The sequence below is a fragment of the Pseudomonas sp. 31-12 genome, assembly GCF_003151075.1.
Taxonomy (GTDB): Bacteria; Pseudomonadota; Gammaproteobacteria; order Pseudomonadales; family Pseudomonadaceae; genus Aquipseudomonas.
The window spans coordinates 1,583,405-1,597,441 of sequence record NZ_CP029482.1 but is presented as its reverse complement, the minus strand read 5'-3'; the positions used below and the strand labels follow the sequence as shown (position 1 = coordinate 1,597,441).

The window sequence follows — 14,037 nt, the reverse complement described above, 5'->3', positions numbered from 1 at the left end:
CCCTTGGGGGATTTGGGAACAGGTGTGGGCTGGGCGGTGTACCCGCCCATAGAATTAATCAGAACCTTTGTGGCGAGGGAGCAAGCTCCCTCGCCACAGGAATATCGGCGATCAGTGGCCGTTGGCGGAATGCCCGCCCGCATGGTCCGCACCTTTCCCTGCACCTTTGCCGCCGTCAGCCTGTCTGCCGCCCTCGCCCTCATGGCCGGCTTTATCCGCTTCAGCCTTGGCCTTCACGGCCTCTTTACCCAACTGATCGACGGTCGCCAGGTTGCTCTTGCGCACGCTGTCGATGAAGCCCTGGAACGGCAGATCGGTAATGCCCACCAAGCCAAAGTGACCGTTCTCGCCATCCAGCAGGCGGCCTGTCACCGGTTGATCGAGGTACTGGAACCAGTGCACACCCACGATCGACGGTTCACTCAATGCCTGCTTGAGGAAGTTGGCATACGCCGGGCCACGGTCTTCTTCCTTGGCCAATTGCGTCACGCCACCCCAGAACGGGCCGCGATCCGCCGAGCCGACATTGAACTCGGTGATCAGCACCGGTTTGTCCAGGCTGCGCAATTTGGCGAAGTCATAGCCGTCCTGCGGTTTCAGGGTGTACATGTTGAAACTCACCACGTCGCAATACTGCGCGCAGGACTCAACGGCTTCCGGGGTACTGAGGGCGAAGCGACCACCCAGCAACAGCTGGTTCGGCGCGTGCCACTTGAGCGAATCGGATAGGGTCTTGAAGTAGGTATCGGCAAAGACCTTCTGGAAGTATTTGAAGTCAGCCTCGATTTCCGGATGTTCGGCGCTCGGCAGCGGCGGCACGAAGCCCGGGTCTTCCATCAATTCCCAGGCGGGCAAGTCGATGCCCCACGCCTTGGAAAGGCCGGCCTGATTGCGGTACTTGTCGCGCAATTGCTTGAGGAACGCACGCTTGGCCGGCACGTCGGTGGTCATTTTTAACGTGCCGTAGGCCAATGCGTAACGGGCTTTCGGATCGTCGCCGGGACCGGCCCAGGCCAGTTCGTTGTCGGCGAAGTAACCGATCAGCCAGGGATCGTCGCGATGGTCGCGGGCAGCGATAGCCACGGCGCGCTCTGTGGCCATGGCGAAACGCGGGTCGAACGGGTCGGGCATGCCGCCCCACCAATCGGTGCCGGTGCTGATGCTGGCGTAATCGCCGACGATCGACAGCGGCAATGTGTACGGCACGCGATCAGCATTGGCCAACGCCGGGGCGCTCCAGTTGCCGATGGTGTTGAACCCCCAGGCTTGCAAGCGATCCAGGGTGTGGTTGGTCCAGCGTTTTTCATCTACCACTGCTTTGCAGGGCTCAGCAGGTTTTTGCTCAACGGCTTTGGCGACGGTCGCTTCCTCGGCACCGGTCTTGGCGGCTTCGGCGACGCCGGATTCGGCAGTCGTAGGCACGACAGGTTGCTCGGCGGCCTTATCGGTCGTGGCCTCGACCGCGTCAGCCTTGGCCGCTTCGGCAACGCCCGCCTTGGTGTCGCTGCCCAGCACGCATGGCGCGCCATACAGGCGCTGCAAGTTAGCGCCATAGAAATCGTACCAGCGCCCGGCGTTGTAGCCACGGCCCTGGTCGGCGCCGTTGCCGCCACGGTTGTCGCCTTCGCCAAAATGACTGGCCAACGGCTCGTCTGGTTTTGGCAGGGATTCGAACATCCACTCACGGCCGGCGATGTAGGTCTGGTTGACGTCCGGGGTAACGGTGTTGACCCCGAGCGAATAGAACGGATGTCCTTCCGGGGTCACCAGGTACCAGCGACCGTCACGCTTTTCAGTGCGAAAAAAGCCGCTGGCCTTGAACGCCGGGCCTTTGCTCCAGCCGCCGAACTTGTCCAGGGACAACTTCTGGCGCTCGGCGAGCCAGGTATTCGTCTGTTGCAGCTCCTTGGCGGCGCCGCTTTTCAGTTGCTCATCGCTACTGACCTTCTCCGGCCATTTGGCCCGGGTCGATTGACCGTAGGCGTCCACCAGACCGCCATAAGCCGCCTTGGTCACCGCTTCACCGTCCTGCACGCCGAAGCGCTCAAGCAAGATGCTTTGGGCCACTTTCGGCTGGTCCATCGACAATGTCACCGACACCACCTGGCTGCGATCCAGTTCACCGGCGCTGCTGGCCAGCAACACGCGTTGGCCGTCAAACGTCATCGGCATCGGCGGCCCGGCTTTCATGCCCTGGCTGAGCGGCGAAGTCGCTTGCAGCGGCACCAGCAGGGTCTGCGCCGGCCCTGCGGGCAAATCGACCCGACTGATCAGGGTCTTGCCATCGTTGCTCTGGATTTTCACGTACAGGGTCACGGCCCAGTCCATCGCGCTCTGGATGCGCAAGCTCATCACGCCTGACTGCGACCAATCCCACGCCCCGGTTTGCGGGGTCAGACGCAAGGTCGGTTGCGCTACCGGGTTGAACGTCACCCGCCGCAACACTTCGCCTTCGGCCGTTTGCTCCGCGTTGGATTGCGGCAGGCTGGCATCCTGAGTCGCCACCTGAACCACGTCAGCGGGGCGCACAAAGTTGAACAGCGTCTGTTGGCCGGCAGGGGCTGCCAGCAACGGGGCTGCGAAGATCAAGGCGAATACAGCAGGCAACGAACGGCGAATCATAGGAACGTGGTTCTCCCTAACGACCAAGTGGGCCAATGGAAAAGTGATGACTGAACGATAGACAACGCGGCGGGCTAAAAAGCCCACCGGTGTTTCAGGAAATTTCCCGACGGAATGGCGGGAGTGCGTTGAGGATCGCTTTGCCATAACGCTGGGTGACCAGGCGCCGATCCAGCAAGGTGATGGTGCCGCGGTCTTCTTCAGTACGCAGCAAGCGACCGCAGGCCTGGACCAGTTTCAGCGAGGCGTCCGGCACGGAGATTTCCATGAACGGATTGCCGCCACGGGCTTCAATCCATTCGGCCAGCGCCGCCTCGACCGGATCATCCGGCACCGAGAATGGAATCTTCGCGATCACTACGTGTTCGCAGTACGCACCGGGCAAGTCGACCCCTTCGGCAAAACTCGCCAGGCCGAACAGCACGCTGGAGTCTCCGCCATCGACGCGGGCCTTGTGCTTGTTCAGGGTTTCCTGTTTCGACAGGTTGCCTTGAATGAACACTTGCTTGCGCCAGTCGCGGTCCAGGCCGTCGAACACGTCCTGCATCTGTTTGCGCGAGGAGAACAGCACCAGGGTGCCACGCGAACCTTCGACCAGTTGCGGCAGATCACGGATGATCGCCGCAGTGTGGGCCGGTGCATCACGCGGGTCGGCTTTCAGGTCCGGCACCCGCAGCACACCGGCATCAGCGTGATGGAACGGGCTCGGGACCACGGCGGTCACGGCTTTTTTCGGCAGGCCGGCACGCATGCGGAAACGGTCGAACGTGCCGAGCGCGGTCAGGGTCGCCGAAGTCACCAGCGCGCCATAGGCCACGTTCCACAGGTTACGCCGGAGCATTTCCGCCGCGAGGATCGGGCTGGCGTTGACCTCGATGTCGAACAGCGAGCCACTTTCCGCCAGGGTTAGCCAACGGGCCATGGGCGGGTTGTCTTCCGGGTCTTCGGCGGTAAACGCGACCCACAACTCCCAATTGCCCGAAGAACGGGACAATAGGCTGCCGAACAGCGGATACCACTCTTCGGCCTGGTTGCTGGCGATGCCGATATTGACCTCGCCGTCCATGCCTTCCTTGAGCAGTTCGGTGAGGCGAGTGAACAGGTCAGTGAGACGGGCAAAGCCCTTCTTCAACTCGATGCCCATTTCGCGCATGTGCTCGGGAATCACCCCGCCGACGAAGCGATGACGCGGCCGTTCACGGCCCTCGACGTCTTCGCCGGGTTTGAAGTCGGCAACCTGTTCGCAGGCAGAGAACATGAACTGTTGCTGGGTCTTGATCTCCCGCGCCAGTTCCGGCACCTGCTCGATCAGCTTGCCCAGATCGCCCGGCAATGGATGTTGGGCCAGCAGTTTGGTGAGGTTTTTGGCGGTGGTTTCCAGCCAGTCGGCAGTGGAACGCAGGCGCGTGTAATGGGCAAAGTGGCCGATGGCCTTGTCCGGCAGGTGGTGACCTTCGTCAAACACATAGATGGTGTCGCGCGGGTCCGGCAGCACGGCGCCGCCGCCCAACGCCAGATCCGCGAGGACCATGTCGTGGTTGGTGACGATCACGTCAACCTTGCCCATGCCTTCGCGGGCCTTGTAGAAGGCGCACTGGCCGAAGTTCGGGCAATGACGGTTGGTGCACTGGCTGTGATCGGTGGTCAGGCGCGCCCAGTCGGCGTCTTCGAGGGCGGTGGACCAACTGTCGCGGTCGCCATCCCACTTATTGCCGGCGAGCTTCTCGATCATGCTGGTGAACAGCTTCTGACTGGCCTCGTCGACTTCGATCTTGAAGCCTTCTTCTTCGAACAGCTGCGCGGTTGCGGTTTGTGCGTGACCTTCCTGGAGCAACATGTCGAGCTTGGACAGGCACATGTAGCGCCCGCGGCCCTTGGCCAGGGCGAAGCTGAAATTCAGCCCGCTGTTGCGCATCAGGTCGGGCAAATCCTTGTAGACGATCTGCTCTTGCAGGGCCACGGTGGCGGTGGCGATCACCAGGCGTTTGCCGGCGGCCTTCGCGGTGGGGATCGCCGCCAGGCTGTAGGCCACGGTTTTACCGGTACCGGTGCCGGCTTCCACCGCGACAATCGCGGGGTCGCCACTGCGCCGGCCTTCGTCGTCGGTGTCGATGTCACCGAGGACTTTGGCAATTTCGGCGATCATCAGGCGTTGGCCGTAGCGCGGCTTGAGGCTCTTGGCCTCTAGAAAACGCGAGTAGGCGCCCTGGATCGTGGTTTTGAGTTCGGTGCTGATCATGGATTGTCGGGCGCAAAAAACGCTGGATAAATTTTCAGTGGTTCGGATCGGGGGCTATCATACCGCGCTAATTAATCCCGCGCAGAACGGAGTACCCCAATGACACCTTTTGGCATCGTTTACACCCTGCATGTCCTGTCCGCCCTGGTGTGGGTGGGCGGCATGTTTTTCGCCTGGATGGTCTTGCGACCTGCGGCGATGAAGGCCCTGGAAGGTCCCGCGCGGTTAACGCTGTGGGTGGAAGTGTTTCAAGGTTTTTTCCGCTGGGTCTGGGTCGCGGTGGTGCTGTTGCCGATCAGCGGCGTGGGGATGATTCATCTGCAATACGCCGGGTTTGAGGCTGCGCCGCGGTATGTGCAGGTGATGATGGGGCTTTACGTGGTGATGACCGCGCTGTTTATCCGGATTCAGGCGTTGCTGTTGCCGGAGTTGCGCACGGCGGTGGCCGCGCAGGATTGGCCGACCGGGGCTGCGACGCTTGGGAAGATTCGCAAGTTGGTGGGGATCAATTTGATTGTCGGGTTGGTGTTGGTGGCGATTGCTGCGGCACGGCCGATGTTCTAAAGCCCCGCAGCCTTTGTGGCGAGGGGCTCTGTGGCGAGGGGACTTGTCCCCGTTGGAGCGCGCAGCGGTCCCCTGCATTCCTACAGATACATCGCACTCACAGGTTTTACGACTGCTTCGCAGCCGAACGGGGACAAGTCCCCTCGCCACAGGACATCGGTCGTTCTTACAACCGCTGTACGGTTACCGAACCCGCCGCACCCGCAGGCCCCGGCTGGCCATCAACCCCAGGTCGGCCGCTTTTGCCGCCATCGGCCTCGTAAACGAAGCAACCCTTGGCCTTGCCGCCCGCACCCGGTTTACCACCAGGCCCCGCAACGCCGCCGGCACCACCTTCCACGTGAACCTTGATCTGCTCAACCGGATAATCACGTGGCACCTCCAGCCTGACCAGCGCTCCCGGCGCCCCCGGCTGACCATCACTGCCATTGCTGCCATCGGCACCGCGACCGGCCTGGCCCCAGGTGCAACCCGGTGCCTGACCGTTGGCCCCGTCGAGGCCCACAAAACCTGGCGCGCCCGCGCCACCGCGAGCGTCCACCAACAACTGCGGTGCATTCAGCGCCTTGATCTGCACATTCAGGTTGCGTCCCGAGCGGGCAGCCTTGAGGTAAGTCCCCGGTGCCCCGCGAGCGGTGATCTGGCTGCCTTCGGACAACTCGGCACGGCTGACTTTCAATTCCAGCGCCTGCTCACTTGGCACGATGGCGATTCGCGCCTCACGACCCAGATGCAATTCGCCGACGGTGACTTCAGTCACGTTCGAAGGAATCAACAAGGTCCCGTAATCGGCGACTTCCAGGCGTTCAAGCTGCAAGGTGCTGGCAGTGTTGGGCAGGCGCATCAACGAATTGGTTTCGACACTGACCACCTGAGCGCAGGCCAATGGGCTGATGAGTGTGGCGAGCAGACAGAGTTTACGCATGGGAAGCCTTCGATGCGGTCGGAGCCGGGAGGGTTTGCAGGTGGAATACGCCGAAAAACAGGATCTTCAAGCGATCACGCCAAGGGTGGGCGCGCCCCCTGAGGCTGCGGAAACAGAGCACCGCCTCAAGCAGATGAAGGGACGCCAACACGCCGCCAGCCAGATCGACCAACTGGTGCAGCGGATTGACAAACGGCATCAGCAAATTGACCAGCACCACCAGCCAGAACAGCAGGGTCAACAACTTCCCCAGCCCCCAAATCACCTTCATACGCCCCCCATTGAGAATTATTCTTTGCGCGCACAGTAACGGCTTCCGCGAGGGATAAGCCAGAGGGCAACAGAAAATTCTTCATGAAGGCTGCCGAATGGCCGTCGGATCAACCGAAAATGTTGTCCGACGGCTCTAGTTCGGGGCTTAGCGATTAATGTGCAACTCCACCCGACGGTTTTTCGCGCGTCCTTCATCCGTTTCGTTATCGGCCACCGGCTGGCTTTCGCCTTTGCCTTCACTGGTGAGTTTGTCCGGCGCCAGGCCCTGGCTCAACAGATAGGCCGCCACGCTGCTGGCACGACGCTCCGAGAGCGCCTGGTTATAAGCATCCGAACCCACACTGTCGGTATGGCCGATCACCTTGATGCTCACGACATCGGCGTTTTGCAATTTGCTCATCAGTGCATCCAGCTGACTCTGCGCGGAGGGACTCAGGTCAGACTTGTTGAAGGCAAACAGCACGTCACCGGGCAGGATGATGACTTCGGGTTGCACGGGTTCGACCGGTTTCACGCTGACCGGATACTGCGGCAGTGGGCAACCATGATGCTCGACAGGCGTATTGGCGGGCGTATCTGGGCAACGATCACGTCGATCGAAAACGCCGTCGTCGTCCTCATCGCCGTCCTGGGCGTAACAGATCAAGCCACCGGTCAAGATACCGAGCGCTGCTCCACCGCCTGCCCAACCGGCACTTTCAATCGCGCCCAAGCCTCCGCCGACCAGTCCGCCGATGACGCTGCAGATCGGCCAGGTGCGTTGATTGAGTGGGGCGGTGCCATCGCTGTGAGTTGCGCAACCGGTCAACAGGCTGCCTATTAGCAGAACCGGCAAGACGGTCCGTGTGAGAACGCTCATATGGAAAGCTCCTGTGTTACCGGCCCATACCGGTTACACAGGAGTAAAGACCCGCATCCGCGACTGCACAAGCCGCGGAGCGGATGGGGCTTAGCGGTTGATTTTGATTTCCGTGCGGCGGTTCAGTGCACGGCCGTCTGCAGTTTTGTTATCGGCAACCGGCTGGCTTTCACCGGCACCGGCAACAGACACGAAGCTGCTGCGTGGTACGCCTTGGGAAATCAGGTATTCCACCACCGAGTGTGCACGACGATCCGACAGTTTCTGGTTGTAGGCATCGCTGCCCACGCTGTCGGTGTGACCGGTCACGGTCAATTGTGCGGTGGAGGCTTCCTGTTTCAGGCGAGTGGCGATGGTGTTGAGTACCTCTTTGTCGGAAGGCGTGAGTGTGGCTTTGTCGAACTGGAAGTGAACATCGCGGATGACAATGACTTCTTCCTTGACCACCACGGCCTCTTCGACCACTGGCGCAGGCACCGGTGGTGGGCAGCCGTCGGCATCGACCTTCACGCCTGGAGGCGTACCCGGGCACTTGTCGCGACTGTCCGGCACACCATCGCCGTCTTCGTCTCCATCACCGTGAACCCAGCAATACGCCGCCGCCATACCGCCGACGGCCAGCGCGCCATACCCCGCCCATGCCGAACTCTCGGTCGCACCGAGACCGGCACCAATGACACCGCCGACCGCCGCACAGGTCGGCCAGTCGGTTTTCTGCAAACCTGCGCAACCAGTCAACACACTGGTTAGCAGAACCAAGGGTAATGCTGTCCGAACTATGCTCATCTAGTTTTCTCCTGAGGGATCGGCTTAGAACCGATTCAGGGAGTAAAGACCCGAGTTTTAATCTCCGCCAGCAATAGGCCACCGCTGTTTCCCCCCGCATTCACGGCAGTTCGCCGATTTTGGTGCAAACCCGCTCTAGGCCCGGACCTTCGGGCAGGCTAGTCTTGGTGCTCTGATTGAGGATTTCTGATGATTGCAGGTATTTCTTCGCGCACGCCCCAGCAGGCGTTGGCCGCTTTGCTGGATCGATACGCCCCCGCACGCCTGTTGTTGATCGGCGCCAGCGAGTTTCCCGCGCTTGAGGCGTTCAAGCTCGCGCACCCGGATTGCTGCGTGGCGTTCGCTGCTCCCGGCCCACTGCCGGCCGAACTGGCGGCGCGTCGATTTGACCTGGCGCTGGTGGTCGATTGCCTTGAACACCTGCCTAAGCGTGACGGTCTGAATCTGTTAGGCGGGATCCGTAACCTGAACGCCAGTCGCATTGCGGTGCTGGCGGATTTGCCCGCCAGCGGCTGGCTGGAGACGGATTTCTTTTCCCTGGCCTTGCAGGCCAGCGAACGCTTCCAGCGCGACGATCAAGTGCTGACGCTGTTCACCTACGATCTGCTTGACTATAAACAGGTGCCCGACTGGCTCAACTCGCGGTTCTGGGCCAATCCGGAAAACTTCGGGAAATATTGGTGGTAACGCAATGAGTACATCCATTTGCCCTTGCGGCAGCGGCACCCTGCTCGATGCCTGCTGCGGCCATTACCATGCCGGGCATCCGGCGCCGTGCGCCGAAGCCTTGATGCGCTCGCGCTACAGCGCGTATGTGCTGGGGCTGATCGACTATCTGGTGGCGACCACCCTGCCCGCGCAACAGGCCGGCCTGGATCGTCAGTCAATCAGCGACTGGAGCGCGCAAAGCACCTGGCTGGGGCTCGAAGTGGAAAGCTCCGAGGTATTGGGCGGCCAACCGGAACACGCGTTCGTCACCTTCACCGCGCGCTGGCATGACGGGGGCGGCGAACACAGCCACCGCGAGCGCTCCTCGTTCGTGCAGAACGCCGGGCACTGGTACTTCATCGACCCCACCGTGCAACTCAAGGCCGGACGCAACGATGCCTGCCCATGTGCCAGCGGGCAGAAATTCAAGAAGTGTTGTGCGGGGTATTTCGGCAGTTGAGCGAACCCTGTAGCAGCTGGCGAAGCCTGCGTTCGGCTGCGTAGCAGTCGTGAATCAGGTAAACGCGGTGTTTCAGGCAGACCAAGCCAGCAGGATTTACGACTGCTGCGCAGCCGAACGCATGCTTCGCCAGCGGCTACAAGGGAGAGACGTCACCATGATCACCCGGCGACTCGCACTCTATCTGTTCACTCTGCTCCTCTTTCTGGGGCTCGGCGGCTGCGCGTCCTGGTTCGGTGACGATCTGCCGGATCCGCAAGTGCATCTGGTCAAGGTCGAAGTGGTCCGGGCCAAGTTGATGGAGCAGAAATTCATCCTGCACTTTCGCGTCGACAACCCCAACGACAGCGACCTCACGGTGCGCGGCCTCGAATACCGCATTCACCTGGGCGACATGCTGCTGACCGAAGGCGAGCATGAACACTGGTTCACCGTCGGCCCCAAACGCAGTGCCTATTTCAAGGTGCCGATCCGCACCAATCTGTGGCCCAAGGTGCGGGACGTGGTGAAAATGCTGAAAAAACCCGATCAGCCCATCCCCTATCGGCTGGAAGGTGAAATGGAAACCGGTTTATTCATCGCGCACTACGTGCACCTGGCGCGCAATGGCGTGATAATCCCCGCCGATTTAATTCCGGAGCAAAACCGATGACCCAGCAACCCCATGTCCATGGCCCTGACTGCAACCACGATCATGACCATCACGACCACCATGATCACGACCATGGCCATGTCCACGGCCCGAATTGCGGCCACGCTCACCAGGAACCGGTGCGCAACGCCCTGAAAGACGTTGGCCGCAACGACCCTTGCCCGTGCGGCAACGGCAAGAAATTCAAGAAGTGCCACGGCGCTTGATGCTTCGGGCGGATAATTTTTTCGCCAGTTGAATCGCCTTCGCGAGCAAGCCCGCTCCCATTAAATCTGCGCCCGACACATATTTGTATCCGCCGCAGATTTAATGTGGGAGCGGGCTTGCTCGCGAAGAGGCCCTCAAACCCGCCATCAATCCAGAATCTGTGTGCTGCTGACGACCGTCGCATATTCCCCGTGCAAATTCCCCAGCGACATCGCATGCACTTCCTCGGCTGAATGCGCATGGCCAAAATAATCGGCCTTGTCGAACGTAAAGCACGCATCCTCCGCTACCCACGCCTCAAACCCCAGATTCCCGGCCGTTCGCGCTGTGGACTCCACCGAGTTGTGGGTGGCAACGCCCACGATGATCAACTGCTCGATCCCCGCCTCGCGCAAACGCGCTTCCAGCCCGGTCGCACAAAACGCATCCGGCACCTGCTTCTGAATCAACTGCTCGCCGGCCAACGGCTGGAAACGTTCCTGAATCTCTACACCCGATTGCTGCGGCCAGAACACTGAATCCGGTGAGCGAGACAAGTGCTGCACATGAATCACTGGCCGCCCGGTTCGCCGCCAATGACTCAGCAAATCGAGCATCCGCGCCTCGGCGTCAGGATTATTTCGCCGACCGAGTCCGGGCTGCAGAATGCCTTTTTGCTGGTCGATGATGATCAGTGCTGCGTTGGTCTTGAGCTCCATGTCGACTTTTCTCACACGAGGTCATTGAATTTCACGCACTTCAGCATCACCTCCTCTTACAGGCAAGCCATCGAATGCAAACAGGACGACTTGATGCCCGCGGTCGCTGTCCGACCCTACGACGTCTCTTGATGTGGAGTACTGCATGATCGACCTGTATTACTGGACCACCCCCAACGGCCACAAAATCTCGATTTTCCTGGAAGAAGCCGGCCTGCCGTACATGCTGCGCTGGTTCAACCACATCTAGACCCGTCCGGCGACGGTGAAGGCGTATGCCCTGGCGGCCAAGATCAACCCACCCAAACCCTGACCCCGACGCTAACTCTGTGGCGAGGAAGCTTGTTCCCGCTCGGCTGCGCAGCAGTCGCCAATCCTGCAACCGCAATCTTATTGTTAAAACGCGGTGAAGGGTTTTGGGTCTGCTTCGCAGACCAGCGGGAGCAAGCTCCCTCGCCACAAGAGCCATCTCGGCCTTTGGTTTATCGGACAAATCCCGAAATAACCTGATACCCCGCTTGCGCGCCCTCCTCCTGCTCTCTAACGTAGCGCCTTTATTGCGCCTCTACCCCCGCAGGAGCTTTGCCATGGCCTCGCCAGCCCTTACACATTTTCTTCCCCGGTTCGGCGTTGCCGCAGCAGTGGCCGGTGTTTTGAGCCTGACCGGTTGTCAGACCTGGAACACCCAGGACACCCTCCCGCCAACCACCGGCGTGCAGCCGCTCAAGGGCCTGGCGCAGAACGTTTCGGTGCGCCGCAATGCCATGGGCATGCCGCTGATCGAAAGCAACAGCTTCCACGACGCCCTGTTCGCCCTCGGCTACGTCCACGCCAGCGACCGCATCACGCAAATGGTGACCTTGCGCCTGTTGGCCCAGGGCCGTTTGTCGGAGATGTCCGGTTCGGATTCGCTGGACGCCGACCGCTACATGCGCGCCGTCAATCTGAAGAAAAGCGCCGGCGAGCTATATAAGGCCTCTTCGCCGCGTCTCAAACGCTTCTTCGAAGTCTATGCGCGCGGCGTTAATGCCTACCTGTTCCGTTTCCGCGACAAGCTGCCGGCCGACCTCGCAGCCACCGGTTACAAGCCCGAATACTGGAAACCGGAAGATTCGGCGCTTATTTTCTGCCTGCTGAACTTCAGCCAGTCCGCCAACCTGCCGGAAGAAATTGCCGCGCTGATGCTGGCCCAAACCGTCACCACCGACAAACTCGGCTGGCTGACGCCGTCCGCGCCTGACGAAAAACTGCCGCAGGGCGAAGCCGAAAAACTTCAGGGCATCAAGCTCAATGGCGCCATCCCGGGCCTGGCCGACATCAGCAAAGCCACCGCGCAACTGTCCGACCTGAACCTGCTGGGCGCTACCTCGTCGAACAACTGGGCCATCGGCCCGCAACGCAGCCGCAGTGGCAAAAGCCTGCTGGCCAGCGACAGCCATGGCCCGTTGGGCGTGCCTTCGTGGTACAGCTACGTGCAGATTCGCGCACCGAAATACCAGGCTTCCGGCGTGACCATTGCCGGTTTGCCCATGGTGCTCGGCGGTTTCAACGGCAAAGTTGCGTGGAGCATGACCTCGGTCATGGGCGACAACCAGGACCTGTTCCTGGAAAAAATCAAACGCCAGGGCAACGGCCTCACGTATGAGGTCGGCGGCAAATGGCAGCCGGCGATCGTGCGCAACGAAACCTACTTCGTCAAAGGCCAGCGGCCGATTCGCGAAGTCGTCTACGAAACCCGCCACGGTCCACTGCTCAACAGCGCTCAAGGCACGACACTGGCCAACGGTTTCGGACTGGCCTTGCAGACGCCGAATTTCACCGATGACAAAACCCTGGACGCGTTTTTCGACCTGTCCCGGGCGCAGAACGTCGAGAAAGCCTCGGACGCCAGCCGCGAAATCCGCGCCATCGCCTTGAACCTGGTGTTCGCCGACGCCAGCAACATCGGCTGGCAAGTCACCGGGCGTTACCCGAACCGTCGCGAAGGTGAAGGCCTGCTGCCGTCGCCGGGCTGGGAAGGTCGCTACGATTGGGACGGTTACGCCGACCCGATGCTCCACCCGTATGACCAGGACCCGGCCCAAGGCTGGCTCGGCACCGCCAACCAGCGGGTCATTCCCCATGGCTACGGCATGCAGTTGTCCAATTCCTGGTCGGCGCCGGAGCGTGGCGAACGCCTGGCCGAACTGGCGGGTGTGGGCAAACACGACACGCGCAGCGTGATCGCGATGCAATACGACCAGACCACGACGTTCGCCGCCAAACTGAAGAAAATGTTTGAAGCCCCGGGCATGGCCCAACCGCTCAAACAGGCCATCGAAGCGCTGCCGGTGGCCGAGCGCGGCAAGGCTCGCGAGGCGCTGACCCGCTTGATGGCCTTCGACGGCAAACTCAGCCCGACCTCCGCGGATGCGGCGATCTACGAGCTGTTCCTGCAGGAAAGTACCAAGCAGATTTTCCTCGACGAACTGGGCCCGGAAAGCAGCCCGGCGTGGAAAGCCTTTATCGCCAACGGCAAGTTGTCCTACGCCGCGCAGGCCGATCACCTGCTGGGCCGTGAAGACAGTCCGTTCTGGGATGACGCGCGCACGCCGCAGAAAGAAGACAAGCCGGCGATCCTCGCCCGCAGTCTGGCGGCGGCGATCAGCGCCGGTGATAGCCAATTGGGCGGCGATCACAAAGCCTGGCAGTGGGGGAAATTGCACCGCTATGAATGGAAGAATGCCAATGGCCAGACAGTTCGCGGTCCATTGGCGGCGGGGGGCGATCACACGACGCTGAACACGGCGGCGTTCACCTGGGGTCAGGACTTCAACACCACGCTGGCGCCGGCCATGCGCTTTATCGTTGATTTCGGCCAGGCGGAGCCTTTGATGGGGCAGAACGGCACCGGTCAGTCCAGCAACCCGGCGAGCCCGAATTATCTCGACAGCATTGATCCATGGCTGAAGGGGCAATACATGAGCCTGCCGATGCAGCCGCAGAACTTTGACAAGGTTTATGGCAAAACTCGATTGACCCTGACACCCGGCAAGTAACGTCAC

13 protein-coding genes and 1 pseudogene are annotated in these 14,037 nt (G+C 61.1%); 7 read left to right on the top strand and 7 right to left on the bottom strand.

The window, feature by feature from the left end:
* Positions 1-111 precede the first annotated feature (111 nt).
* The gene (locus tag DJ564_RS07345; RefSeq protein WP_109628288.1) at positions 112-2,622 is read right to left on the bottom strand and encodes a beta-galactosidase; all 2,511 of its coding nucleotides are present in this window, start codon (positions 2,620-2,622) and stop codon (positions 112-114) included.
* Between the two features lie 94 nt (positions 2,623-2,716).
* Complete coding sequence (dinG, locus tag DJ564_RS07340; RefSeq protein ID WP_109628287.1) at positions 2,717-4,861, bottom strand: ATP-dependent DNA helicase DinG; 2,145 nt, start codon at positions 4,859-4,861, stop codon at positions 2,717-2,719.
* A gap of 99 nt (positions 4,862-4,960) precedes the next feature.
* On the opposite strand from dinG, the gene DJ564_RS07335 reads away from it, so the two are divergent.
* Positions 4,961-5,425, top strand: coding sequence for a CopD family protein (locus tag DJ564_RS07335; RefSeq protein WP_109628286.1), 465 nt, complete (start codon positions 4,961-4,963; stop codon positions 5,423-5,425).
* A 166-nt stretch (positions 5,426-5,591) separates the two neighbouring features.
* On the opposite strand, the gene DJ564_RS07330 is transcribed toward DJ564_RS07335, so the two are convergent.
* The 4 genes from DJ564_RS07330 to DJ564_RS07315 all read right to left on the bottom strand — a co-directional run bounded on the left by DJ564_RS07330 (position 5,592) and on the right by DJ564_RS07315 (position 8,268).
* A complete protein-coding gene (locus tag DJ564_RS07330) occupies positions 5,592-6,350 on the bottom strand; it encodes a collagen-like protein (protein WP_109628285.1) in 759 nt (252 codons plus the stop codon).
* Positions 6,343-6,621: a DUF1145 domain-containing protein gene (locus tag DJ564_RS07325; RefSeq protein WP_109628284.1), complete on the bottom strand. Its 279-nt coding sequence runs from the start codon at positions 6,619-6,621 to the stop codon at positions 6,343-6,345. Before DJ564_RS07325 ends, DJ564_RS07330 begins: the two co-directional genes overlap by 8 nt.
* Positions 6,622-6,768: 147 nt before the next feature.
* Positions 6,769-7,482 carry an OmpA family protein gene (locus tag DJ564_RS07320; protein ID WP_109628283.1) on the bottom strand — a complete coding sequence of 238 codons (714 nt, stop codon included), beginning with the start codon at positions 7,480-7,482 and terminating at the stop codon, positions 6,769-6,771.
* A 90-nt stretch (positions 7,483-7,572) separates the two neighbouring features.
* The gene (locus DJ564_RS07315; RefSeq protein WP_109628282.1) at positions 7,573-8,268 is read right to left on the bottom strand and encodes an OmpA family protein; all 696 of its coding nucleotides are present in this window, start codon (positions 8,266-8,268) and stop codon (positions 7,573-7,575) included.
* A gap of 189 nt (positions 8,269-8,457) precedes the next feature.
* On the opposite strand from DJ564_RS07315, the gene DJ564_RS07310 reads away from it, so the two are divergent.
* The 4 genes from DJ564_RS07310 to DJ564_RS07295 all read left to right on the top strand — a co-directional run bounded on the left by DJ564_RS07310 (position 8,458) and on the right by DJ564_RS07295 (position 10,294).
* Positions 8,458-8,955 carry a DUF6231 family protein gene (locus DJ564_RS07310; RefSeq protein WP_109628281.1) on the top strand — a complete coding sequence of 166 codons (498 nt, stop codon included), beginning with the start codon at positions 8,458-8,460 and terminating at the stop codon, positions 8,953-8,955.
* 4 nt (positions 8,956-8,959) lie between these two features.
* Positions 8,960-9,436, top strand: coding sequence for a YchJ family protein (locus tag DJ564_RS07305; RefSeq protein WP_109628280.1), 477 nt, complete (start codon positions 8,960-8,962; stop codon positions 9,434-9,436).
* A gap of 157 nt (positions 9,437-9,593) precedes the next feature.
* A complete protein-coding gene (locus DJ564_RS07300; RefSeq protein ID WP_109628279.1) occupies positions 9,594-10,088 on the top strand; it encodes an LEA type 2 family protein in 495 nt (164 codons plus the stop codon).
* Positions 10,085-10,294, top strand: coding sequence for an SEC-C metal-binding domain-containing protein (locus tag DJ564_RS07295; RefSeq protein WP_007906737.1), 210 nt, complete (start codon positions 10,085-10,087; stop codon positions 10,292-10,294). The genes DJ564_RS07300 and DJ564_RS07295 overlap by 4 nt, the downstream gene beginning before the upstream one ends.
* 147 nt (positions 10,295-10,441) lie before the next feature.
* On the opposite strand, the gene DJ564_RS07290 is transcribed toward DJ564_RS07295, so the two are convergent.
* Positions 10,442-10,993: a cysteine hydrolase family protein gene (locus tag DJ564_RS07290; RefSeq protein ID WP_109628278.1), complete on the bottom strand. Its 552-nt coding sequence runs from the start codon at positions 10,991-10,993 to the stop codon at positions 10,442-10,444.
* 145 nt (positions 10,994-11,138) lie between these two features.
* Here DJ564_RS07290 and DJ564_RS07285 point away from each other — a divergent pair.
* Together DJ564_RS07285 and DJ564_RS07280 are read left to right on the top strand one after the other, a co-directional pair.
* A pseudogene (locus tag DJ564_RS07285) lies at positions 11,139-11,234 on the top strand (thiol:disulfide oxidoreductase); the annotation flags it as partial.
* 346 nt (positions 11,235-11,580) lie between these two features.
* A complete protein-coding gene (locus DJ564_RS07280) occupies positions 11,581-14,031 on the top strand; it encodes a penicillin acylase family protein (protein ID WP_109628277.1) in 2,451 nt (816 codons plus the stop codon).
* Positions 14,032-14,037: the final 6 nt, after the last annotated feature.